Genomic DNA, 20,411 nt, shown 5'->3' with positions numbered 1-20,411 from the left:
TTTAGCCGATGCCCTCCACTTTCATCAAACCGTAGAGGTAGTAACGGCTGGAATCGTAGGAAATGGTAACGCGGTAGCTTGCGTTGGGGTCAAGGTTGCCGATGTCGCAGTGGTAGTTCTGGCCGTCGGCGGTGAAATAGAAGGTGGTGTTGTCCACATACTGCGCGCCGCCGTCCACCTTTTTCCAGAGGGAGACCTTGAACTTCTGGGCACCGCCGTCGGTGGTGCCGCAGCCGTAAATGCTCAGCAGGCCGCTGGGCACGGTGAAGTATTCGGTCTTGCGGCTCCAGATGCCGTTGAACACGATGTTCAGCGCCCCGTTGGCCCGGGCTGTGGCGTATTTGGCCGTGGTATCGGCAATGCCATCGAGCATCAGCGGGTCAGAGCTGAGCACGGCCCACTGGGTGGTGTCGTCCTCCTGCACCTCGTTGGAAGATCCGAACACCTTTTGGGCAATGCTCTTGCAGCTGGTCAGGACGACAACGGCCAGCACAGCTGCCAGCGCAAAGGCAAGGATTCGTTTTGTTTTACTCATGTTTTTCTATCCTCAAAAACAGCAGGTGAAAAATGCGATATTTTTGCATGATACCATAGTATACCGCATTTTTTTCCTGCTTACAAGGGATTTTCTGTGTCTTAGCCGTTCAATGCCGTCAGAGCGGCACGTTCGGCGGCGGCAAGGCCGCTTTCGTCGGAGCGGAACAGGGAGCCATAGCGGTAGAGCGCCCAGCCCCCGGCCCCGGCGCTGCGCAGGTCGGTCACCTGCCGGGCCAGCGCACTGCCGCTGCACCACTGGCTGACGCTGTCGGCGTTGGCTCCACCGTCTCCCACGCCGACCCGGTAGGCTCCCAGCCCGAAATAGAGGGCCGTGCTTTCGGCCCGGGGCAGGGCCAGCCACTCGGCGGTGATATTCTCAAAGGCAAAGCGGGTGCTGCCGGAGGAGAGGGTATAGCCGTAGCCCCAGTAGATCTGGGGGCAGAGGTAATCCACAACGGCATCCGCACCGGAGGCCGTCAGCCAGACGGAGAGATCGGTATACTGCTCGTTCCGGTCGTTGTCCGGGTTGCCTTGTGGACTGACCCCGAACCGCAGGGTCGGGTCGGCGGCCTTGACGGCATCGTGGGCAGCTTTGACCAGCCGGGTCACGTTGGCCCGCCGCCATGCGGTCAGGTCAGCTTCCCCGCTGGCTGCAAACTGCGCCGCGTCAATGGAAGGATCGGTGGTGGGGTAGAAGTAGTCGTCAAAGTGGATGCCGTCCACGGCGTAGTTCTGCACCAGCTCTGCCACGCCCTGTACCACATAGTCGGCAGCCTCCGGAATGGCGGGGTTCAGGTAGGCCCCCTCGTTCACGGTGCAGACCCACTCCGGGTGGGTGTTCAGCAGGCTGTTCTCTGCAAGGACGGGAGGCATGGAAGCCGAGCTCCTGAGCCGGTAGGGGTTGACCCAGGCCTCCAGCGATAGCCCCCGGGCGTGGGCCTCGGTCAGCAGCACGTCCAGCGGGTCAAAGCCCGGGTCCTGCCCCTGCACGCCGGTGCACAGGTGGCTCCACGGGAAGAGGCTGCTCCGGTAAAGCGCATCCCCAAAGGGGCGCACCTGCGCAATGACGGTGTTCAGCCCAAGGGACAGGCAGTTGTCCATCAGCGCGGCAGCATCGGCCCGGAACGCGCTTTCTGAGGAAAAGTCCATCTCTGCAAATTCGAGATAGCTCACCCACACCGCCCGCCACTCGCCGCTGGGCAGGGCGGGGTTGGGGGCAGCCTGTGGCGATGGCGCAGGCTCCGCGTTGTTTCCTGCCGGGATAGAACGCAGCAGATAATACGTCAGGGCGGCAGATACAGAGCCACCCAGTCCGATCAGGAAGGCGCGGCGGCCAACCCGGCGCTTGCGGTGCCGGTTCCGCCGCCGCTGGGTCATGCGTCTTCCTCCTGCATCTTGTACAGGCTCAGTGCTGCCCAGCCCCGGGCGCAGGCCAGCAGCACCCAGAGCAGATTGGCCCAGAAGCTCAGGCCTGCCATGCCGCCGTAGACCGTGAGCAGGACAAAAAGCAGGTGGAATGCCTCCGCGGCACCCACCAGCTGCAGCTGGCACTGGATGGGCCTGCCTTTCTGGTATTCCAATGCCAGTAGGGCGGGCCAGACCAGTGCGGAGAATAAGTAGGCTGCCCAGCCGTTCAGCACATAGCTGAGCATGAGCAGGACAAAGATCAGGAAATAGCTGCGCTTGTCCTTGGGGTCAGAGCCCTTTTCAGCGGCCAGAAACAGGATGGTGATGCCGGTGATGCAGAACGCGACCATCTCCAGAAAAGAAAAATCCATGCCGCCCAGCACGGCAAAGCCGTTGAGCATGGATGCCGCTGCCGCGCACAGCAGGAAGAAATACCAGGTCTTATGGGTGAATTTGAGCTTCATAGGGGGAGTCCTCCAGCAAAAATTTGGATTGTTTCAAATATTATAACACAATTTTCCGCAGGTTGTGTTACAATAAGGAAAACATGATTCAAAATCTGCGGAGGGACCCATGAACGTTGTATTCTCACTCATCCTGCTGGCGGCCGCCCTGGGCTGCATCGTTTTTCTGCTCACCCGGCGGGAAAACGCCCGCCGCAGCCAGTATGGCCCCAGCGGCCTTTCCGAATTCCGCACCGACCTGCCGCTGGACGATTGCTTCGACCGGCTGGACCAGCACAGCCCGGACGACGAGTTCGCCTACGAGTGCCGCCGTGAGAACGATGGCGGTTTCCTGCTCCATCTGACCCTGCACCAGCCTACCCAGCAGCCGCTGGACACCCTGTATACCCTCCGGCTTGACCCCGGGCGGCAGACCATCGCCACCCTGATCTTCATCCGGGAGGCCTTTGGCTACAAGGAGCCGCTTTTTCCGCAGGAAATGCTGGACAAGTTCATGCAGCAGAAGCTGGAAGCCCACCGCACAAAATAATTTTGCCCGAAACGCTTTTCATTTCGCGCGTTTTTTGTTATACTTACTTGTGCGCCCGGCAAACCGGGCAATGGGGGCTAGTAGCTCAGTTGGTCAGAGCTGGCGGCTCATAACCGCTTGGTCCCGGGTTCAAGTCCTGGCTGGCCCACCATACAGTTCGTACTCGAACCCGATTCTCTATGAGAAAGGGTTTGGGTACGTTTTTTGTTTATCGGAAGTTCTGCGGAAGGACTACACAGAGCATTAAACGAGCAAAGGCAGGGTATCACCGTGGCGGTGGTATCCTGCCTTTTTCTTTGAAATCAAGTTATCATTGTGCGAACTTGATTGCCCTTATGGAGAAAATCATTTTACTGGTCTGCGCTTTCGTACATCTGGGTCGTTGTGCCGACCTGCTCCGTACCAGCGTTCTCGTCAATGGTCACATCGGCAGTGCAGCTTTCAATGGTGCTGCCCTCGGCGCGGCCTGCAACGGTACCGGGTGTAACGGCACCGTCAATGCTGCCCTTTACCGAGCAGTTGGTGATTTTGAAAACCGTCTCCTCACCGTAGTAGTACAGACCGGTACCCACAAGGCCGCCCACATGGGTGGCACCGTTTGCCTTGATGTTCACGGTCACATTGCAGTTGTCAATGACAGAGGGATAGTTTTTAGTGGAGAAGCCTTCCGTTTCAAGGCAGACATCCGGGTTGGAATGGGTGCCTGCATAGCCGCACAAACCGCCAATGGCGTGACCACCGTTTTCGCTCTCGATAGTCACATCAGCGGTGCAGTTGGTGATGGTGTCCATCATTTCCAGACAGCCACCAATGCCGCCCAGACCCACCGGCTCGTTGCCGGTGGCTTTCACGGTGCCGGATGCTGTGCAGTTGTCGATGCTGCCGCCAAAGCCGCCGCCGACTACCAGACCGCCGCACTCGGCAACGTCTGCCTGAACGATCTTATCGGTAAAGTGGTTGTCACCGATGACGACCACGGTAGCCCCCTCCACCATGCAGTTGGTGATAGAGTTGTTGTTACCGCCCACAATACCGCCGACACAGTTATTGCCGGTAATGGTGGAATCGCCCTTCAGTGTGACGTTATCCACAGAACCCATGTTGTAGCCCACAACGCCGCCAATGGCCATGGAAGTGCCTTCCGTTACTGTGACCGTGGCATCTTCCAGAGTCAGGTTTTTCACCTCACCGCAGCTCACGCCGAACAGACCGGCACCGCAGTTATAGGTATCCGAAGTATAGCTCAGGTTGGAAATAGTGTGGCCGTCTCCGTCAAAGGAGCCGAGGAACAGGGTGGAGTGTGTCTCCATGTCGTTCATATTGCCGATGGGAGCCCACTCGACACCGGACAGGTCCAGATCACTGGTCAGTTTGAAGCAAACACCGGCGTAGCCGCCCTGCGAGCCATCGTTGACATTGGAAGCAAAGGTCAGCAGGGAATCCACGCTGTTGATCTGGTAGGGGTCTTCCTGCGTGCCGGAACCGCCGTCATAGTTGGCGGAAACAGCAGTGGTGCTGACGGAAGAAGCAGCCGCAGAACTTGCGGCAGTGCTGCTTGCGGTACTCTGGGCGGAAGAACCTGCACAGCCTGACAGGAGAGCGGCGGCGAGGCATACGGCAATCACGCCGGTTTGAATTCGTCTCATAATGGAATATCCTTTCTTTGTTAGTTTCTTCTAACCAGAAAGTATAACAAAACAAAGACGGTCTGCCACTCCGAACCGTCAGGAAACATCCAATTCGGACGGCGAGTTTCGGAACAGAGTGGGGCTTATGCCGTATTCCTTTTTGAACGCTTCCGAAAATTTGCTAGGGTTATCATAGCCGAGTGTAGCTGCGATCTCGGTTACACTGTGACTTGTATCCTGCAAAAGGACGCGGGCAGTCTGCATCCGGTAGGATTTCATGTATTGATAAATGGAGCTGCCATAAACGGCTTTGAAGCAGAGCTTCATGGAAGTTTGCGCAATGCCGAACTGCCGGGAAAGCTCAGCCAATGTGTAATGGTGACTGAGATCCTGTATCATTGCATCGTGCATCGCCCGAACAGTTATGACTTGACTGCGGGAGAAAAACTGTCGCTTTTCGGAGAAGGACTCCTGCGGCAGGTCGTTTAGGAGCATGAGCAACTCCAGCACCTTGGCTTTCAGGTAGTGGGCCATCCTTTCCGGTGGGGCAGCGTACAGCTCCGAAAAAATGTGCGCGACTTCCCGGTTGCTGCGCAGCACATAGCAGCTCTCTTCTCGGCAGAAACGCTCGGCGATGGTTTCCAAATGGATGTCAAGATCGCCCATGATGGCTTCCAGAGAAGAAAGCGTCTGCTGCGCCTGCGGCAAGTCGATGGTGATGGAAATGCCGTGATAGTGTGCCAATGGAAAACAGGTCTGCCGGGTGGTGTGGCTCAGCCGGTGAATGGACAGGTCGCCCGCACCGATATACTGATAATCGCCGTTCTGAAACTCGCACTCAAACCGCCCTTCCCAGCAGTGATTGATTTCGATGGTATCCGGCATGGGGCGTTTGTTCTGATTCTGCCCGTCCTTCATGTGAAAGTCGTTGTAGAAAAGATCAATCCCCGGCAGGATCGGATATTCAGAGATGAGCCCTTCGCCGGTGTCGTTCTGCATCCGGTAAAGTCTGCACCCGGCGGATGCGGCTAAATGCTGCACCTCCGGGTCAAAGAAATCAATGGGACACTGCTTCATTCCAGCACCTCCTCACAGCCCTATTATAATAAATTCATGGGTTTGGAACAAGCCACACCTTTATCGATTGAATCTATAAATTCCAGCTTATAGCACGTGTTCCTAGCAGGGTTTGGGGCAGGCACGCCCCAACAAGAAGCAGTCCCGAAGTGGCGAGAATTTTCAAGAATTGAAAATTTGTGGCCACGGGACGATTCTTGCTCTCAGCTAATTCGCTCAAAACAGCTTTTGCGCAATTGTTTCCAAATTGTTAAGACGCATAAAGCAAGCAAAGAACCTTTTTCTTCTGAAGTGGTGGTGTTCACGGTGAGCACCACCACTTTTCTGTTTTGTTTTTCTTGCAAACGGGTGCGAAATATGGTATATAGGTTATACGAAACATTGCTTCGATTGAATAACCTGACATTCAATGATGTGTAAAGAGAGGTGCAGCCATGACCGCCGTAATCTACGCCCGCTATTCATCCGATAGCCAGCGCGAAGCGTCCATTGAGGGACAGCTGCGCGACTGCAAGGACTACGCCGAGAAAAACGGCATCACCGTGGTCGGCACCTACATTGACCGTGCCTACTCTGCCAAGACGGATGACCGCCCGGAGTTCCAGCACATGATAAAGGACAGCGCGAAGAAAATCTTCGATGTGGTTCTGGTCTGGAAGCTGGACCGCTTTGCCCGGAACCGCTACGATGCCGTGAACTACAAGTACCAGCTGGAAAAGAACGGTGTCCATCTGGTGTCTGCCATGGAACCCATCTCGCAAGGGCCTGAAGGCATTATGGTGGAGAGTATGCTGATCGGCATGGCGGAATACTATTCCGCCGAACTCGCCCTGAAAGTAGCGCGCGGTGAGCGCGAAAATGCACTCCAGTGCAAGTACAACGGCGGGATCGTTCCGCTGGGCTTCACCATTGGCAAGGAGGACAGGCTGTACCATATCGACCCGGAGACAGCTCCCATTGTGCAGGAGATCTTCACCCGGTACGCCAACGGCGAGCCTGCCGAGAAAATCGCAGCATCCCTGAATGAGCGAGGGCTGCGCACCCGCACCGGGAAGCCGTTCGTGAAGAACAGCTTCTTCCAGATTTTCCGGAACCGCCGTTACATAGGTGAATACCGATATAAGGACATCGTGACACCGGGCGGCATTCCCGCCATCGTGGATGAGGACTTGTTCAACCGGGTGCAGCAACGTTTCGAGCAGAACAAGATCGCCCACGGTCGCCCTGCGAAAGAGGATGTGAGCTATCTGCTGACCACTAAACTGTTCTGCGGCAAGTGCGGCACCCTGATGGGCGGCGAAAGCGGCACCAGCCACATGGGAAATACCTACTATTACTACAAGTGCGGCAACGCCAAACGCCACGGCAAGGCGCACTGTGACCTGAAAGCCATTCGCAAGGAGCCGCTGGAACGGTTCGTGGTGGATACCGCCATCAAGGTGATTTTCAGCGATGAAATCATCGAACGGCTGATAGATTTAATTATGGAAGCCCAGCAGCAGGAGAACACCCGGCTGCCTGTCCTGAAAGACCAGCTCCGGGATACAGAGAAGCGGCTGGCAAATCTTCTGGAAGCCATTGAACAGGGCATCCTGACCCCGACCACCAAGCAGCGGCTGGACGAACTGGAAGCCCGGAAAGAAGCTCTGAATACCAGCATTCTGGAAGAAGAGCTGAAAAAGCCCGTCCTGACCCGCGAATGGATGCGGTTCTGGTTTGAAAAATTCCGCAAGGGTGACATGAGAGACATGGAACACCAGCGGCAGATCATGGATACCTTTGTCAACTCGGTCTACGTCTTTGACGACCGGGTCGTGCTCAATTTCAACTTCACGGATGATTCCAAAACCATCTCCCGTGAAGAGGTTTTGGGTTCGAGTGCTGTGGAGAATGCTCCACTAAAAAAGCACGAGATTTCGGTCTCGTGCTTTTCTTTTGCGGCAGATCCTGCTTTCTGCCGCAAATTGCATCAGATGCCGCCGTTTGCTCAATGAGTATTTCCCGCCGTCCCGTTATACTGGGAGGGAAATGGAATGAAACGATGGAGGAACAGACCATGAAATACGGTGTCATCGATGTGGGCGGCGGCCTGCGGGGCATTTACGGCGCTGGCGTGCTGGACCGCTGCCTGGAGGAGGACCTCCGCTTCGATCTCTGCATCGGCGTTTCGGCGGGCAGCGCCAATATGGCGTCCTATCTGGCAGGCCAGCATGGGCGGAACAAGCCCTTTTACGATGAATACTCCTTCCGCAGGGAGTACATGAGCGTGCACAACCTCATCCACAAGCACTCCTATCTCGATCTGGGCTATGTCTACGGCACCCTCAGCAATGCAGGCGGCGAGAATCCGCTGGATTACGCGGCGCTTGCCCGCAGCCCGGCAGAGCTCTGCGTGGTGGCCGCCAATGCACAGAACGGCGAGGCGCAGTATTTCACCAAGGCAGACCTCCACCCGGACGACTACCGCATCCTCATGGCATCCTGCTGCATCCCGGTCATCGACCAGCCCTGCGTCATCGACGGCGTGCCTTATTTTGATGGCGGCCTGGCCGACCCCGTCCCGCTGGAATGGGCCTTTGCCCACGGCTGCGACCGGGTGGCTCTCATCTTGACCAAGCCCATTGGGCTGGTGAGGAGTGATGCCCTGGACGAGCATCTGGCACACCTGCTGCAGTCGCATTACCCCGCTGCAGCCGAGGGGCTGCGCCGCCGGGCAGGGCGGTACAACACGGCTGTCCAGCGGGCGCGGGAGCTGGAGCGGCAGGGCCTTGTCTGCATCATCGCCCCGGACAGCACCGAGGGAATGTCCACCCTGACCAAGAACCGCGCCGGCCTTGAAAAAATGTACGCCAAAGGCAAACAGGATGCCGAAGCGCTGGTGCGGTGGATGCAAAACACCAAACAAGATGAATCGGTGGGTACCTAGAGATGAAACCCGTTCACTTCCCTTGACAATATCCGCCCCGGACATTATACACATGATATGTACATACAGACAAAGGAGCCTGGAGCGGTATCGCTCTGGGCTTTTTTGCTTTGGAACAGAAAAATTGGATTTTTTGCAAAAAACACTTGCAAAGAAGGAATTCTTGTGGTAAAATAATTGAGCTGTGATTGTGCTGCTATAGCTCAGTTGGTAGAGCGCATCCTTGGTAAGGATGAGGTCTCCAGTTCGAATCTGGATAGCAGCTCCAGCTCAAACCGCCTTGATGGGAAACCGTCAGGGCGGTTTTTTTGTATCCATCGCTCTGCCGTCTGCAGCGGCGCAAGCCTGGCAGCCCCAGTCAGGGGGAGCTGGCGCGGAGCGCCTGAGAGGCCCATCAAACAACAAAGCCGCAGGCCTGTTAAGGGCTTGCGGCTTTGCTGTTATGGGAAAGAGGTAAAAGTGTCTGTAAAATGTCGGTTTTAATCAGAAGTCGACCTCAGTGTCGTAGTAGCAGCACTTGAGCAGCTTCTCCATCTCCTCCTGACTGGGCTGGCGGGGATTGGAGCCGGTGCAGGCATCGCCGATGGCGTTCTTTGCGATCTCGGGCAGACGCTCCAGGAACACTTCCTCGGGAACAAAGCCCTGCTCGGTGGGGTAGGAATCGGGGCCGTAGTTTTTGATGCAGTGGGGGATGTTCAGTGCATCGTTCATGCCGCGCAGGTACTCGATGAGCAGCTTGACCTTCTCGTCGTCGTTGGAACCGCCCAGCTTCATCTCGTCAGCGATGACACCATAGCGCTTCTTGGCCTCGGGGTCCTTGGCGTTGAAGGCGATGACCTTGGGCAGATACATGGCGTTGGCAGCACCGTGGATGATGTGTGCACCGTAGTCGGCAAAGGCAGCACCGGTCTTGTGTGCCATGGAGTGGACGATGCCCAGCAGCGCATTGGAGAATGCCATACCGGCCAGGCACTGTGCGTTGTGCATAGAATCGCGCTTGGACATATCGCCGTTGTAGCTGTCCACCAGATCGCCCTGGATCATCCGGATGGCGAAGATGGCCAGCGGGTCGGTGTAGTCGCAGTGGGCGGTGGAAACATAAGCCTCGATGGCGTGGGTCATTGCATCCATACCGGTGTGGGCAACCAGCTTCTTGGGCATGGTTTCGGCCAGATCGGGATCGACGATGGCGACATCGGGGGTGATCTCAAAGTCAGCGATGGGGTACTTGATGCCCTTCTGATAATCGGTGATGATGGAGAAGGCGGTCACCTCAGTGGCGGTGCCGGAGGTGGAAGAGATGGCGCAGAAGTGGGCCTTGCGGCGGAGCGGCGGAATGCCGAACACCTTGCACATCTCCTCAAAGGTGATCCCAGGGTACTCGTACTTGATCCACATGGCCTTTGCGGCATCAATGGGGGAGCCGCCGCCCATGGCAATGATCCAGTCGGGCTCAAACTTCAGCATGGCCTCTGCGCCGCGCATGACGGTCTCAACAGAGGGATCGGGCTCGATGCCCTCAAACAGCTCCACTTCCATGCCGGCTTCCTTCAGGTAGCCAACAGCGCGGTCAAGGAAGCCGAACCGCTTCATGGAACCGCCGCCGACACAGATCATGGCCTTTTTGCCGGTAAAGGACTTCAGGGCTTCCAGAGCACCCTTGCCGTGGTACAGATCGCGGGGAAGAGTAAAACGAGCCATAGGAAATACCTCCGATTCAATCAAAACTCTCTGGTTTGTGGATGTTTGACACAAAAATAACCAACTCTCTTACACAAAGTGTACTGCAAACCATCCAAAAGTTCAATTGCCGGAATGTGGAAAAATCAGACCCAATTTTGGGCATTTCGCTGGAAAGAGAGGGCTTCCCGGCCGGAGAAACCGGGAAAATGGCAAACAAAAAACCACCTGAAGCTCTAAGACTTCAAGTGGTTTTTTCAATGGAGCTGCTATCCAGATTCGAACTGGAGACCTCATCCTTACCAAGGATGCGCTCTACCAACTGAGCTATAGCAGCAAATGGCGACCCGGATCGGGCTCGAACCGACGACCCCCAGCGTGACAGGCTGGTGCTCTAACCAACTGAGCTACCGGGCCATGATCGCTCAAGTTCGTGCGGCGTTTACCGCCGGAACGTGCCTTATTATACCGGAAGATGGGCGGCTTGTCAAGCGGAAAAAACAAAAAAGCCGCAAAAAAGATGAAAAAGGCGGACTTCCTCAGTCTGCTCACTGCATTCGCAGCCAACTCCTTCAATGAGGGAGCCTCTTTGCAGGGGCACAAAGGCCCCATCCCAGAGGGGGCTGGCATCGTGCAGCGATGACTGGGGGAGTATGTTTGCGCAAAAACAAAACCTCCGGAGCGGCTGCTCCGGAGGTTTGTGGCAGGGGTAGTAAGTCTCGAACTCACGGCACGCGGTTTTGGAGACCGCTGCTCTACCAACTGAGCTATACCCCTAAATCTATGCTGCATTCGCTGAATGCCTGCTTATTATATAAGATTCGGCGCAAAATGTCAAGCATAAATTTTCAGATCTTGGTGTTGCAGCCGCAGCAGCCGTCCTTGGCGGCGGGCAGGCTCTGGGCCAGCTGCTCCAGAGTGACGCTGTCGATGTACTGGTTGATGACCTCGTCCAGCCCGGCCCAGAACGGCAGGGTGAAGCACTGCTCGGACATGGGGCACTCGTTGGTCTCGCTGCCAAGGCAGGGGATGGGGGCCACGCTGCCCTCAATGGCGCGCAGGATCTCACCGGCGGTGTAGTCGGCGGGGGCCTTGGTCAGCCGGTAGCCGCCCTGGCTGCCGCGCTCACTTTTCACAAGCCCCACCCGGGCCAGCGGGGTGACGATCTGTTCCAGATATTTCAGGCTCAGGTTCTGCCGCTCGCTGATCTCCTTCAGGGAGACGGTGGTGCCCGGTGCGTAGCGGGCCAACTCGGCCATCAGCCGCAGGGCGTAGCGGCTCTTTGTGGAAAATTTCATGGTCTACTCTCCTTGCTTCTCTCCTTAGTATACCACGCGGTACAGGTTTTGCAAAGCGAAAACGCCGGTTTCTCTTGCCGAAACAAAAAACGTCTGTTATCATATAATAGAGAAATTATCGGAACTTGGAGATGAGACAATGGTAGAGAAGATCACTCCGGCCGAAGCCATCCGCCTGCTGGATGCAGGCAAGGCGCAGGCCGTGGATGTCCGGGAGCCGGACGAATTTGCCGTGGGGCATATCCCTGGCGCAAAGCTGCTGCCCCTGGGTGACGTGCTGACCCGTGCAGAGGAGGTCATGCCGGACAAAAACGCCCAGTGGCTGATCTACTGCCGCACCGGCCGCCGCAGCGCCGATGCCGCACAGAAGCTGGAGGCGCAGGGCTACACCCGCCTGCGTGATCTCGGCGGCATCCTGAGCTGGCCGTATGAGATCGAGGGCGATTTTGAGGGGCATTTTTAAAGGAAACTCCCCCAGTCTGCTTCGCAGACAGCCCCCTCTGAGATGGGGCCTATCCGTGCGGTAAGCCTCCCTCCTAGAGGGAGGTGGCAGCGCACAGCGATGACGGAGGGAGTTTTGTGCAAAAGAAAGGATGTGCACTTATGGCGTTCGACCCGAAAAAGTTTGCCGGAGCCCATTGCGGCTGCCGGTATCAGCAGGACTACCGCCCCACGCTGGGCCGGGATGGCAAAAAGGAATCCGGTACGCTGGAGGTCATCAAATTCTATTATGATGGTGCCATCCGCTTTGAGCAGCACTGCTACGGCGAGGCGGCGACCTTTGTGTTCGGCGTGTGGGCTTCCGGCATGGATGCCGACGGCACCCTGCACTGGGCCCTGCCGGATAAGCGCAAGAGCTATTATGATGAGGAGTACCTGCCCAAAAAGCTGGATCGTGTGGACGAAGCGGGTAATCTGTACTTCGATGGCAGCACCTTTCCCTGGAAGCTGGCCGACGATTTTGCCGAAGATCGGCGCTGGGGCTACCCCAAATGGAAGGTGGTTCTGGGAAAGCTGGCCGGAAAAGGCCGCTGATTTTGCAAAGAATCTTACGAAATGATGAAATCAGAGTATTCCTATTGACCTACTAGGGAATGATATGGTATACTGTCAGCGTCAAAGAGTATTGAGACCGGGCCGAAGCCCGGCAATACGGAAAGATATCTGTATTGTGCTTAGAAAGGATTCTTCCTATGGAAATCAGCGAGAAAGTGGTTTATCTCGACAATGCCGCAACAACTGCCTGCGCCCCTGAAGCACTGGCTGTTATGGTCGAGGCCCTGAGCGGAGCCTGCGGCAACCCCAGCAGCCATTACAGCATCGGCTACGAAGCCAAGGAGTTTGTGGATACCGGCCGCGCCCAGGTGGCAAAAGCCATCAACGCGGCTCCGGCGGAGATCTTCTTTACCGGCTGCGGCTCTGAGGCCGACAACTGGGCCGTGAAGGGCACTGCCTTCACCAAGGCCCGCCAGAATAAGAAGCACCTCATCACCAGTGCTTTTGAGCACCATGCCATCATGCACAGCATGGCTGCGCTGGAGCGCATGGGCTTTGAGGTCACTTATATCAAGCCCACCCCGGAAGGTTATATCCGCCCGGAGGATGTGGAGGCTGCCATCCGTCCCGATACCGCGCTGGTCAGCATTATGATGGCCAACAACGAGATCGGCACCATCCAGCCCATCAAGGAAATTGCGGAGATCGCCCACAAGCATGGCGTGTGGATGCACACCGATGCGGTGCAGGCCGTTGGCACCATTCCGGTGGATGTCAAGGAGCTGGGCGTGGATATGCTGTCCATGAGCGCCCACAAGTTCAATGGCCCCAAGGGCATGGGCGCACTGTACTGCCGCAAGGGCATCTGGCCCCAGAACCTGATCGACGGCGGCAGCCAGGAGGCCCGCCACCGCGCCGGCACCGAGAACGTGGCCGGTATCGCCGGTATGGGCAAGGCCCTGGAAATGGCCGTCGCCCACCTGGACGAGCGGATGGCCCACGAGAAAGAGCTGCGTGATTACGTCATTGACCGCGTGCTCAAGAACATCCCGGAGGCCCGCCTGAACGGCGGCCTGGAGCACCGCCTGCCCGGCAATGCGAACATCAGCTTCCCGGGCCTGGAGGGCGAGACCATCCTGCTGGATCTGGATATGCACAACATCTGCGCATCCACCGGCTCTGCCTGCAACTCCGACAGCCTGGACCCCAGCCATGTTCTGCTGAGCATCGGCGTGCCGGAGGAGATCGGTCATGGTTCCATGCGGTTCACCTTTGGCCCGCAGAATACCATGGAGGAAGCAAAATATCTGTGCGACGTGCTGGAGGAGGTCATTCCCCGCCGCCGTGCTATGAGTTGTATGTGGCTGCAGGGCCAGAACACCGCCCGCCAGTTCAGCCTGAAGGGAGAAAACTAAGATGGCAAGTATGTATAGCGCAAAGGTCATGGAGCATTTCGCAAACCCGCACAATGTCGGCGAGATCCCCGATGCAAACGGCGTGGGTGAAGTCGGCAACCCCAAGTGCGGCGATATCATGCGCATGTACCTGAAGATCGAGAACAACGTGATCGTTGATGTCAAGTTCCTGACCTTTGGCTGCGGTGCCGCCATTGCCACCAGCAGCATGGCCACCGACCTCATCAAGGGCAAGACCATTGACGAGGCCCTGAAGCTGACCAACAAGGCCGTTGTGGAAGCTCTGGAAGGTCTGCCCCCCATCAAGGTGCACTGCTCTGTGCTGGCCGAGCAGGCGGTCAAGGCCGCTCTGTCCGATTACTACCGCCGTCAGGGCATTGATCCGGAACCCATTGTGGGCAAGCTGGAAGAAGATTGTGACCATTGCAGCGGTGAGAGCTGCAAGGTCTGAGCAGGATCCGCAGAATCATAAAAAGGGGTGGTTCCCGGTCGGGAACCACCCCTTTTTTGGTATCATACGGAGCTGCGGTGAAAGTTCAGCGCAGATTTGCCTTCTGGATCAGGCTGCGGATATGGTGGACCAGCATCTCGATGGCGGGGCCGTTTTCACCGCCATTGGGGATGATGATATCGGCGTTGCGCTTGCTGGGCTCCACAAAAGCCTCATGCATGGGCTTGACGGTGGCGCGGTACTGGGCAATGACACTGTCCAGAGAGCGGCCCCGCTCCTTGACATCCCGCAGGATGCGGCGGAGGATCCGCTCGTCCGCGTCGGTGTCTACATAGATCTTGTAATCGAACAGGCTGCACAGCTCCGGCTCAGCCAGGGGCAGAATGCCCTCCACGATGAGGACGGGGGCAGGCTCAATATGCTGCACCTCGCTGCTGCGGTTGTGGTTGGCGTAATCGTACACGGGGCAGTCGATGGCGCGGCCCGCTTTCAGCTCCTTCAGGTGCTGGATGAGCAGGTCGTTGTCGAACGCGTCCGGGTGGTCATAGTTCAGCTTGCAGCGCTCTGAAAAAGGCAGTTCATCGTGGCGCTTGTAGTAGCTGTCGTGGGAGATCAGACGCACCTCGTCCTCCCCGAACCGCTCCTTGAGCCGGTAAGCCAGCGTGGTCTTGCCGCTGCCCGAGCCGCCTGCGATGCCGATGATCAGATTGTTCATGTCCCAAAATCCTCCCGCCTGCCGATTCCGGTAGAAAAATCGGTCAGAATAAGCTATAATAGGTATATTGTTGGGGAACACCCCTGTTTCTCACTGCTTATGATATCACAAAACCACTGTTTTTGACAGAGTAAGAGGAAAATTGATGAAAAAGATCATTCCGGCCCCGTATATCGACCAGACTGCCCGCTGGGTGAACGGCTGCGAGAGCATCAGCAGCGTGATGCTGCTGCAGGCCGTGGGCATCCCCATTGACCCGGACGTGTTCATTGAGCGCGACCTGCCCCACGCCCCCTACTGGGAACAGGAGGGCAGGCTCTACGGGCCTGACCCGATGTTCGTCTACCCCGGCGACCCCCACGACCACACCGGGTACGGCTGCTATGCCCCCTGCATCGTGCAGGCCTTGCAGAGCGCGTTGAAGCATGAAGGGGCGGCGGACCGGTTCGAGGTGCTGGACGTGAGCGGTGAGACTGCGGCGCAGCTGTGCCGGTTCATTGACGAGGGAATGCCGGTGGTGTTCTGGGCAACGCTGGATTTTACCCCGGTGCCCGAGGAGCGGGATCACTGGCTGCTGGCCGATGGCACCGACTTTGCCTGGAAGTGCCACGAGCACTGCCTGCTGCTGGTGGGCTACGATGAGGAAAGCTACTGGTTCAATGACCCGTGGCATGACCACGGGGTCTGCGCCCAGCCCAAGGAGCTGGTGGAGCGCTGCCACGCGGCACAGGACTCCTATGCGGTGACCCTGCGGCGGAAATAAGAAAGGCGGAACATGAAAACAGAGAAACTGAAACAGAACGTCAAGGGCTATGTTCATCAGTTTGAGGATGGCGGCCTGCGGTTGCTGAGAAAGGGGCAGAAGGGCGTGATCCACGCCATCTTCAGCCGCTTTGGCCTGGTGCTGATCCTCCTGCTGCTGCAGGTGGGGCTGTTGTTCAGCATCTTCCGGTGGTTCGGCAACCTGTGGCCCCATTACTTTGGCGGCAGCGTGGTCGTTACATCGGCCATGGTCATCTACCTGCTCAACAGCAAGATGGACAACAGCGCCAAGATCACCTGGATGGTGGTGGTTGCCATCGCACCGGTGGTGGGCATTCCGATGTTCTTCTATGTCAAGAGCAATTTCGGGCACAACATCCTGCGCAAACGGCTGCTGGAGCTGGAGGATCAGCTGCGCGGCTGGCTGCCGCAGAGCCAAAAGGCCGTGGAGCAGCTGAAAGCGCTCGAACCCGGCGCGGCTTCGCTGGCAAAGTACCTGTATGGGCGGGGCGGCGGCTTTCCGGTGTACCAGAACACCGCCATGACCTATTTCCCCGGCGGCGAAGCAAAGTTTGAGGAACTGCTGCGCCAGCTGGAAACGGCAGAAGAATATATCTTTGTGGAGTATTTCATCATCGACGAGGGCCTGATGTGGGGTAAGATCCTGGAAGTGCTGGCCCGCAAGGCGCTGCAGGGCGTGGATGTCCGGGTGATGTACGACGGCACCTGTGAGTTCTCCACCCTGCCCCGCAATTACCCCCGGCTGCTGGAGAAGCTGAACATCCAGTGCAAGGTGTTCAGCCCGGTGCAGCCGTTCGTCTCTACCCATTACAATTACCGCGACCACCGGAAAATTCTTGTCATTGACGGGCGGGTCGGTTTTACCGGCGGCGTGAATCTTGCCGACGAGTACATCAACCACATCCAGAAGCATGGCCGCTGGAAGGATGCCGCCGTGATGCTGGAGGGCGAGGCAGTCCGTTCGCTGACGGCTCAGTTTCTGCAGATGTGGGGCATCCTGAAGGAGCCGGAATATGAGCAGTTCTTGACCCGGCCCATTCCGGTGCCGGAAAATGCAAAGGGCGTGGCGGCTCCCTACGGGGACTGTCCGCTGGACGGCGAGCGGGTGGGCGAGATGGTCTACATCGACCTGCTCAACCGGGCCAGGGATTACATCCACATTATGACCCCCTACCTCATTCTAGACGGCGAACTGGAGACCGCCCTGAAATTTGCCGCTGAACGGGGCGTGGATGTCCACCTGATCCTGCCCGGAAAGCCGGACAAGCAGTTCCCCTACGCACTGGCAAAGAGCCACTATTCGGCCCTGCTGGATTCGGGCGTGAAGATCAGCGAGTGGAGCCCCGGCTTTGTCCATGCAAAGGTGTTCGTGGTGGATGGCAGGGAAGCAGTGGTGGGCACCATCAATCTGGACTACCGCAGCCTGTACCATCACTTTGAGGATGCCGTCTGGATGGTGGATGCTCCCTGTATCCGGGACATTGAGCAGGATTTCCAGCACACGCTGGAGCAGTGCCGCACGGTGGAAAATACCTCGGCCAGCATCTGGCAGAAGCAGTATCTGCTCCGTGCCACCGGAATGCTGCTCAAGGTCATTGCACCGCTGCTGTAACAGCTGAATTAACAGAACAACAGCCCCCTCAGGCTTATGGGCCTGAGAGGGCTGTTTCTGTGTGTGGTTCAGTTCAGCTTCACCAGAGCTTCGTTCAGTGCGGCCAGCTTTTCTTCATCGAACATTTTGTTGCTGTAGAATTGCAGGTCGTTCACCGAAATGCCCCGGGAGCCGGGCTCCTGCTGCACATATTGGGCCAGCTCCGGCAGCAGCTGCTGGATCAGGGCAGCGGACTGAGGAGTGTCCAGCAGGGTGCCGATCTTCATATCAAGACAGAATTCCTTGACTTCCTCCGGGGCGGGCACCAGCACGTCGTGGTTGAAAATGTGGTTCAGGAAGCCGAGTGCCATGCCCTGCCACACTGCGGATTCCGGGTTTTCCGGGTTTTGGGGATTGGCGATGTGGCGGCTGCCGGTGGAGAAGCCGTGGTCGCCGTAAGCAAAGATATGCATCTCATAGGGGATCTTCCGCTCTGCCAACAGGGTGGCAAACTGCAGGGACTGTGTGGCGGGCACCAGATGGTCGCCCTGAGTGGCAAAAAGGAAGGCAGGGGGAGTCTGGTCATCCACCTGTTGCAGCAGGTCCGGCAGCTCCATGCCCAACGCCTTGCCCGGGACGCTGAACACAGCGTAGCCCAGCAGCATGGCCGCAGGACGGACCCGGCCCATGGTGCCCACCGAGGCGGCAAGATGCCCGCCGGCAGAGAAGCCTACCACGGCGATCTGCTCCGGGTCGATGTGCAGGTCACCTGCGTTCTGATGCAGGTAGTCCATGGCCTCCTGCGCCTCGGCAAAGGCATTGGTATAGACCTCCTCCACCGGACAGTTCTGGGAGACGCTGTACCGCAGCACAAAGGCATTGTAGCCTGCGTTCAGGAAGGCCAGCGCTACAGGATCGGCTTCCCGGTCTGAGCAGAAGGCATAGGCTCCGCCCGGAAAGATCAGGATCGCAGGACAGCGGTCCAGAGCAGGCATTTCGGTGCAGGGATCCTGCAGGTAGCAGGTCAGCTGGGCATTGTGGGCCCCCATGGGGATCTGAGTGATTTTCATAGTTGGCTCCTTTTTCCTGTAGTAAAACGGGCCTTCGTACAGATAACCCCAAAAGGCAGGGGGGTCCCTGTGCGAAAGCCCAAAATCGACTTTGTTATTCCGATATCAATATAGCAGATAGCAGAAACACTGTCAAGGAGATTTACTGGTATTCCTTTTCCATCGAGAAGCCCCGGCCGCTGACTTCGGTCACGCGGCTGACGATGAGGAAACAGGCGGGGTCGATGGAATGGACCAGCTTTTCCAGCCGGGGCAGCTCCCGGTTGGAGATGACGCTGAGCAGCACCTCGCTGGGCTCGCCGGTGTAGCCGCCCTCGCCGTGGAGCACGGTCACGCCGCGGTCGATTTCAGCCAGAATGGCGGTGCGGATCTCATCCGACCGGGTGCTGATGATCTTGACCTCGGTGCGGCTGTCGCCCAGCATCAGCATCTTGTCCATGACGATGGTGTGGGTGATGACCAGCACGATGCCGTAGAGCACCTGCTCCGGCTGGCTGAACGCTGCCTGCACCAGCAGGATGGCGATATCAAAGAGCATCATGGTGATGGACACCGGCCAGCGGAACCATTTCTGCAGCACCAGCGGAGGGATATCCATGCCGCCGGTGGAAGCGCCCGCCCGGATGACCATGCCCAGCGCAACGCCGATGCCCAGACCCGAGAAGATGGTACAGAGGAAGATATCCTCAGTCAGCACCCGGCCGTCCAGCAGCCGCTCAAACAGCCCCAGAAAGGCGGGGCTCAGCACGCTGCTGGCAAGGGTGTTCAGTGCGAACTTCTTGCCCAGCACCGCCCAGCCCCACACCAGCATGGACATGTTGAAGAGAAAGAGGAAACCGGAGACGGAGAGCCCCGTCAGCCGCCCGAAGGCCAGCGCGATGCCGGTGGCACCGCCCGTGATGAGCCCGGCGGGCTCCAGAAACAGGGCCACCGCCAGCGAATACAGCGCGTTGCCCAGGATGATAGCCAGACTGTTCAGCAAAAGCTGCTGCCAGCGACGAGTAGATTTCATAGCAGTACCTCCCATACTATCCTTATAATACAGGAAAACTTCAAGAAAATCCACCCGATGCGGTTGCTTCCCATCAGAACAGCGGGATTGATGTGGCTGCCAAGGGCTCCCCCTTTGGGGGAGCTGGCGCGAAGCGCCTGAGAGGGCGAGACCGTTACTCCTCGTCCAGCAGCCGCAGACCCGCCGTATCGGTCACGGGCAGGGAGAATACGATGGCTCCCGCCTTGGGGTCTGCCCCCTGCATGATGGCTTGCATGATCTGGTTTTTCAGGGTGGTGCGGGACACGATGAGCACCAGCTCCTTCTCGTTGACCAGCTCCACCCCCATAAAGTGGGCGGCACCCTCCATGCCGGTGCCCTTTGCATGGATGACGGTGCCGCCGCCAGCTCCGGCGGCGCGGGCCGCGTCCATGATGGAGCCGGTGTGGCCCTGATTGGCAATGACGAGCAGCAGCTCATAGCGGGTATCCTTCAAGGTGCTTTCCTCCTTCAGTGCAAAGGTCTGGTGTTCGGTCAGGAATTGCAGCGCCCGCTTGCCGCCGATGCTGCTGACCGGGATGATGAACGCGATGCCGGTGCCCGGCACATCGATGCGCATTTTGCGGCGCAGGTCTTTTTGCAGGCCGGGCCAGGTCTCGGCGGTGATCATGGCAAAGAGCACGGCCTTTTCGGTCTGCTCCAGCCCCAGGGTGGAAAGGGTCTCCCGCACCGCCGTGCCTGCACCCACCGTGCGCAGGCTGACCGTGATGCCGTGCTCCTCGTAAAGGGCCAGAAAGGCATCGGTGGAGTGGCGGTCGGTGATGGTGATGAGCCAGTATAAAGTATTCACAGC

At 57.8% G+C, this 20,411-nt stretch carries 20 protein-coding genes and 5 tRNA genes; 11 read left to right on the top strand and 14 right to left on the bottom strand.

What is annotated here, in order from left to right:
* Position 1: 1 nt before the first annotated feature.
* The 3 genes from ACKXGA_RS08650 to ACKXGA_RS08640 form a co-directional block, all read right to left on the bottom strand.
* Complete coding sequence (locus ACKXGA_RS08650) at positions 2 to 535, bottom strand: hypothetical protein (RefSeq protein ID WP_423729293.1); 534 nt, start codon at positions 533 to 535, stop codon at positions 2 to 4.
* Positions 536 to 636: 101 nt separating this feature from the next.
* Positions 637 to 1,914, bottom strand: a complete 1,278-nt coding sequence (locus tag ACKXGA_RS08645; RefSeq protein ID WP_423729292.1) for a glycoside hydrolase family 10 protein — start codon at positions 1,912 to 1,914, stop codon at positions 637 to 639.
* Positions 1,911 to 2,408, bottom strand: coding sequence for a conjugal transfer protein TraD (locus tag ACKXGA_RS08640; RefSeq protein WP_423729291.1), 498 nt, complete (start codon positions 2,406 to 2,408; stop codon positions 1,911 to 1,913). The genes ACKXGA_RS08645 and ACKXGA_RS08640 overlap by 4 nt, the downstream gene beginning before the upstream one ends.
* A 109-nt stretch (positions 2,409 to 2,517) precedes the next feature.
* On the opposite strand from ACKXGA_RS08640, the gene ACKXGA_RS08635 reads away from it, so the two are divergent.
* Both ACKXGA_RS08635 and ACKXGA_RS08630 read left to right on the top strand, forming a co-directional pair.
* Entirely contained in the window at positions 2,518 to 2,937 is a 420-nt protein-coding gene (locus ACKXGA_RS08635; RefSeq protein WP_005934560.1) for a hypothetical protein, read from the top strand.
* Positions 2,938 to 3,011: 74 nt separating this feature from the next.
* Positions 3,012 to 3,088: transfer RNA gene (locus ACKXGA_RS08630), tRNA-Ile, on the top strand.
* A gap of 199 nt (positions 3,089 to 3,287) precedes the next feature.
* On the opposite strand, the gene ACKXGA_RS08625 is transcribed toward ACKXGA_RS08630, so the two are convergent.
* Together ACKXGA_RS08625 and ACKXGA_RS08620 are read right to left on the bottom strand one after the other, a co-directional pair.
* Positions 3,288 to 4,583 (bottom strand): GLUG motif-containing protein, encoded by a 1,296-nt coding sequence (locus ACKXGA_RS08625; protein WP_156062224.1) that lies wholly within the window; start codon positions 4,581 to 4,583, stop codon positions 3,288 to 3,290.
* 78 nt (positions 4,584 to 4,661) lie between these two features.
* On the bottom strand, positions 4,662 to 5,642 hold the full coding sequence (locus tag ACKXGA_RS08620; RefSeq protein ID WP_156062223.1) for a helix-turn-helix transcriptional regulator: 981 nt from the start codon (positions 5,640 to 5,642) through the stop codon (positions 4,662 to 4,664).
* 434 nt (positions 5,643 to 6,076) lie between these two features.
* Between ACKXGA_RS08620 and ACKXGA_RS08615 the strand changes: the two genes are divergently transcribed.
* The 3 genes from ACKXGA_RS08615 (at position 6,077) to ACKXGA_RS08605 (ending at position 8,836) form a co-directional block, all read left to right on the top strand.
* Positions 6,077 to 7,636 carry a recombinase family protein gene (locus tag ACKXGA_RS08615; RefSeq protein ID WP_423729290.1) on the top strand — a complete coding sequence of 520 codons (1,560 nt, stop codon included), beginning with the start codon at positions 6,077 to 6,079 and terminating at the stop codon, positions 7,634 to 7,636.
* A 62-nt stretch (positions 7,637 to 7,698) separates the two neighbouring features.
* Entirely contained in the window at positions 7,699 to 8,568 is an 870-nt protein-coding gene (locus ACKXGA_RS08610) for a patatin family protein (protein ID WP_423729289.1), read from the top strand.
* Positions 8,569 to 8,760: 192 nt separating this feature from the next.
* Positions 8,761 to 8,836 (top strand) — tRNA-Thr (locus ACKXGA_RS08605).
* Between the two features lie 215 nt (positions 8,837 to 9,051).
* Here ACKXGA_RS08605 and ACKXGA_RS08600 read toward each other — a convergent pair.
* The 5 genes from ACKXGA_RS08600 to ACKXGA_RS08580 all read right to left on the bottom strand — a co-directional run bounded on the left by ACKXGA_RS08600 (position 9,052) and on the right by ACKXGA_RS08580 (position 11,546).
* Positions 9,052 to 10,269 (bottom strand): iron-containing alcohol dehydrogenase, encoded by a 1,218-nt coding sequence (locus tag ACKXGA_RS08600; protein WP_423729288.1) that lies wholly within the window; start codon positions 10,267 to 10,269, stop codon positions 9,052 to 9,054.
* 240 nt (positions 10,270 to 10,509) lie between these two features.
* A tRNA-Thr gene (locus ACKXGA_RS08595) sits at positions 10,510 to 10,585 on the bottom strand.
* A 3-nt stretch (positions 10,586 to 10,588) separates the two neighbouring features.
* A tRNA-Asp gene (locus ACKXGA_RS08590) sits at positions 10,589 to 10,665 on the bottom strand.
* Between the two features lie 284 nt (positions 10,666 to 10,949).
* A tRNA-Trp gene (locus ACKXGA_RS08585) sits at positions 10,950 to 11,025 on the bottom strand.
* A 71-nt stretch (positions 11,026 to 11,096) separates the two neighbouring features.
* The gene (locus ACKXGA_RS08580) at positions 11,097 to 11,546 is read right to left on the bottom strand and encodes an RrF2 family transcriptional regulator (RefSeq protein ID WP_097771320.1); all 450 of its coding nucleotides are present in this window, start codon (positions 11,544 to 11,546) and stop codon (positions 11,097 to 11,099) included.
* 139 nt (positions 11,547 to 11,685) lie between these two features.
* On the opposite strand from ACKXGA_RS08580, the gene ACKXGA_RS08575 reads away from it, so the two are divergent.
* The 4 genes from ACKXGA_RS08575 to nifU all read left to right on the top strand — a co-directional run bounded on the left by ACKXGA_RS08575 (position 11,686) and on the right by nifU (position 14,408).
* The gene (locus tag ACKXGA_RS08575) at positions 11,686 to 12,009 is read left to right on the top strand and encodes a rhodanese-like domain-containing protein (RefSeq protein ID WP_117477331.1); all 324 of its coding nucleotides are present in this window, start codon (positions 11,686 to 11,688) and stop codon (positions 12,007 to 12,009) included.
* Positions 12,010 to 12,149: 140 nt separating this feature from the next.
* Positions 12,150 to 12,581 (top strand): hypothetical protein, encoded by a 432-nt coding sequence (locus ACKXGA_RS08570; RefSeq protein ID WP_117533711.1) that lies wholly within the window; start codon positions 12,150 to 12,152, stop codon positions 12,579 to 12,581.
* A 158-nt stretch (positions 12,582 to 12,739) separates the two neighbouring features.
* A complete protein-coding gene (locus tag ACKXGA_RS08565; protein ID WP_423729287.1) occupies positions 12,740 to 13,957 on the top strand; it encodes a cysteine desulfurase family protein in 1,218 nt (405 codons plus the stop codon).
* Between the two features lies 1 nt (position 13,958).
* Positions 13,959 to 14,408 carry a Fe-S cluster assembly scaffold protein NifU gene (gene nifU, locus ACKXGA_RS08560; protein ID WP_005934520.1) on the top strand — a complete coding sequence of 150 codons (450 nt, stop codon included), beginning with the start codon at positions 13,959 to 13,961 and terminating at the stop codon, positions 14,406 to 14,408.
* A gap of 85 nt (positions 14,409 to 14,493) precedes the next feature.
* On the opposite strand, the gene udk is transcribed toward nifU, so the two are convergent.
* The gene (gene udk, locus ACKXGA_RS08555) at positions 14,494 to 15,123 is read right to left on the bottom strand and encodes a uridine kinase (protein WP_098924230.1); all 630 of its coding nucleotides are present in this window, start codon (positions 15,121 to 15,123) and stop codon (positions 14,494 to 14,496) included.
* Positions 15,124 to 15,268: 145 nt separating this feature from the next.
* Here udk and ACKXGA_RS08550 point away from each other — a divergent pair, with 145 nt between their 5' ends.
* Positions 15,269 to 15,886, top strand: coding sequence for a C39 family peptidase (locus tag ACKXGA_RS08550; RefSeq protein ID WP_423729286.1), 618 nt, complete (start codon positions 15,269 to 15,271; stop codon positions 15,884 to 15,886).
* A 12-nt stretch (positions 15,887 to 15,898) separates the two neighbouring features.
* Positions 15,899 to 17,518 carry a phospholipase D-like domain-containing protein gene (locus ACKXGA_RS08545; protein WP_117533707.1) on the top strand — a complete coding sequence of 540 codons (1,620 nt, stop codon included), beginning with the start codon at positions 15,899 to 15,901 and terminating at the stop codon, positions 17,516 to 17,518.
* A 68-nt stretch (positions 17,519 to 17,586) separates the two neighbouring features.
* Here the strand turns inward: ACKXGA_RS08545 and ACKXGA_RS08540 are convergent, their stop codons facing one another.
* The 3 genes from ACKXGA_RS08540 to ACKXGA_RS08530 all read right to left on the bottom strand — a co-directional run bounded on the left by ACKXGA_RS08540 (position 17,587) and on the right by ACKXGA_RS08530 (position 20,408).
* Positions 17,587 to 18,567 (bottom strand): alpha/beta hydrolase, encoded by a 981-nt coding sequence (locus tag ACKXGA_RS08540; RefSeq protein WP_227622256.1) that lies wholly within the window; start codon positions 18,565 to 18,567, stop codon positions 17,587 to 17,589.
* A 142-nt stretch (positions 18,568 to 18,709) separates the two neighbouring features.
* The gene (locus ACKXGA_RS08535) at positions 18,710 to 19,579 is read right to left on the bottom strand and encodes a YitT family protein (RefSeq protein WP_186851241.1); all 870 of its coding nucleotides are present in this window, start codon (positions 19,577 to 19,579) and stop codon (positions 18,710 to 18,712) included.
* Positions 19,580 to 19,733: 154 nt separating this feature from the next.
* Entirely contained in the window at positions 19,734 to 20,408 is a 675-nt protein-coding gene (locus ACKXGA_RS08530; protein WP_156182140.1) for a P-II family nitrogen regulator, read from the bottom strand.
* Positions 20,409 to 20,411 lie beyond the last annotated feature (3 nt).

Origin of the sequence: Faecalibacterium hominis (ex Afrizal et al. 2022), from assembly GCF_049545105.1 — a bacterium.
Taxonomy (GTDB): Bacteria; Bacillota; Clostridia; order Oscillospirales; family Ruminococcaceae; genus Faecalibacterium; species Faecalibacterium duncaniae.
The sequence above is the reverse complement of the archived record's forward strand: the minus strand, read 5'-3'. Positions and strand labels throughout refer to the sequence as shown.

Coding starts and splice junctions, on each gene's coding strand:
- ACKXGA_RS08545 (WP_117533707.1), top strand. CDS start 15,899: ATGAAAACAGAGAAACTGAAACAGAACGTCAAGGGCTATGTTCATCAG.
- ACKXGA_RS08650 (WP_423729293.1), bottom strand. CDS start 535: ATGAGTAAAACAAAACGAATCCTTGCCTTTGCGCTGGCAGCTGTGCTG.
- ACKXGA_RS08645 (WP_423729292.1), bottom strand. CDS start 1,914: ATGACCCAGCGGCGGCGGAACCGGCACCGCAAGCGCCGGGTTGGCCGC.
- ACKXGA_RS08570 (WP_117533711.1), top strand. CDS start 12,150: ATGGCGTTCGACCCGAAAAAGTTTGCCGGAGCCCATTGCGGCTGCCGG.
- ACKXGA_RS08640 (WP_423729291.1), bottom strand. CDS start 2,408: ATGAAGCTCAAATTCACCCATAAGACCTGGTATTTCTTCCTGCTGTGC.
- ACKXGA_RS08635 (WP_005934560.1), top strand. CDS start 2,518: ATGAACGTTGTATTCTCACTCATCCTGCTGGCGGCCGCCCTGGGCTGC.
- udk (WP_098924230.1), bottom strand. CDS start 15,123: ATGAACAATCTGATCATCGGCATCGCAGGCGGCTCGGGCAGCGGCAAG.
- ACKXGA_RS08580 (WP_097771320.1), bottom strand. CDS start 11,546: ATGAAATTTTCCACAAAGAGCCGCTACGCCCTGCGGCTGATGGCCGAG.
- ACKXGA_RS08575 (WP_117477331.1), top strand. CDS start 11,686: ATGGTAGAGAAGATCACTCCGGCCGAAGCCATCCGCCTGCTGGATGCA.
- ACKXGA_RS08540 (WP_227622256.1), bottom strand. CDS start 18,567: ATGAAAATCACTCAGATCCCCATGGGGGCCCACAATGCCCAGCTGACC.
- ACKXGA_RS08565 (WP_423729287.1), top strand. CDS start 12,740: ATGGAAATCAGCGAGAAAGTGGTTTATCTCGACAATGCCGCAACAACT.
- nifU (WP_005934520.1), top strand. CDS start 13,959: ATGGCAAGTATGTATAGCGCAAAGGTCATGGAGCATTTCGCAAACCCG.
- ACKXGA_RS08615 (WP_423729290.1), top strand. CDS start 6,077: ATGACCGCCGTAATCTACGCCCGCTATTCATCCGATAGCCAGCGCGAA.
- ACKXGA_RS08535 (WP_186851241.1), bottom strand. CDS start 19,579: ATGAAATCTACTCGTCGCTGGCAGCAGCTTTTGCTGAACAGTCTGGCT.
- ACKXGA_RS08610 (WP_423729289.1), top strand. CDS start 7,699: ATGAAATACGGTGTCATCGATGTGGGCGGCGGCCTGCGGGGCATTTAC.
- ACKXGA_RS08620 (WP_156062223.1), bottom strand. CDS start 5,642: ATGAAGCAGTGTCCCATTGATTTCTTTGACCCGGAGGTGCAGCATTTA.
- ACKXGA_RS08600 (WP_423729288.1), bottom strand. CDS start 10,269: ATGGCTCGTTTTACTCTTCCCCGCGATCTGTACCACGGCAAGGGTGCT.
- ACKXGA_RS08550 (WP_423729286.1), top strand. CDS start 15,269: ATGAAAAAGATCATTCCGGCCCCGTATATCGACCAGACTGCCCGCTGG.
- ACKXGA_RS08625 (WP_156062224.1), bottom strand. CDS start 4,583: ATGAGACGAATTCAAACCGGCGTGATTGCCGTATGCCTCGCCGCCGCT.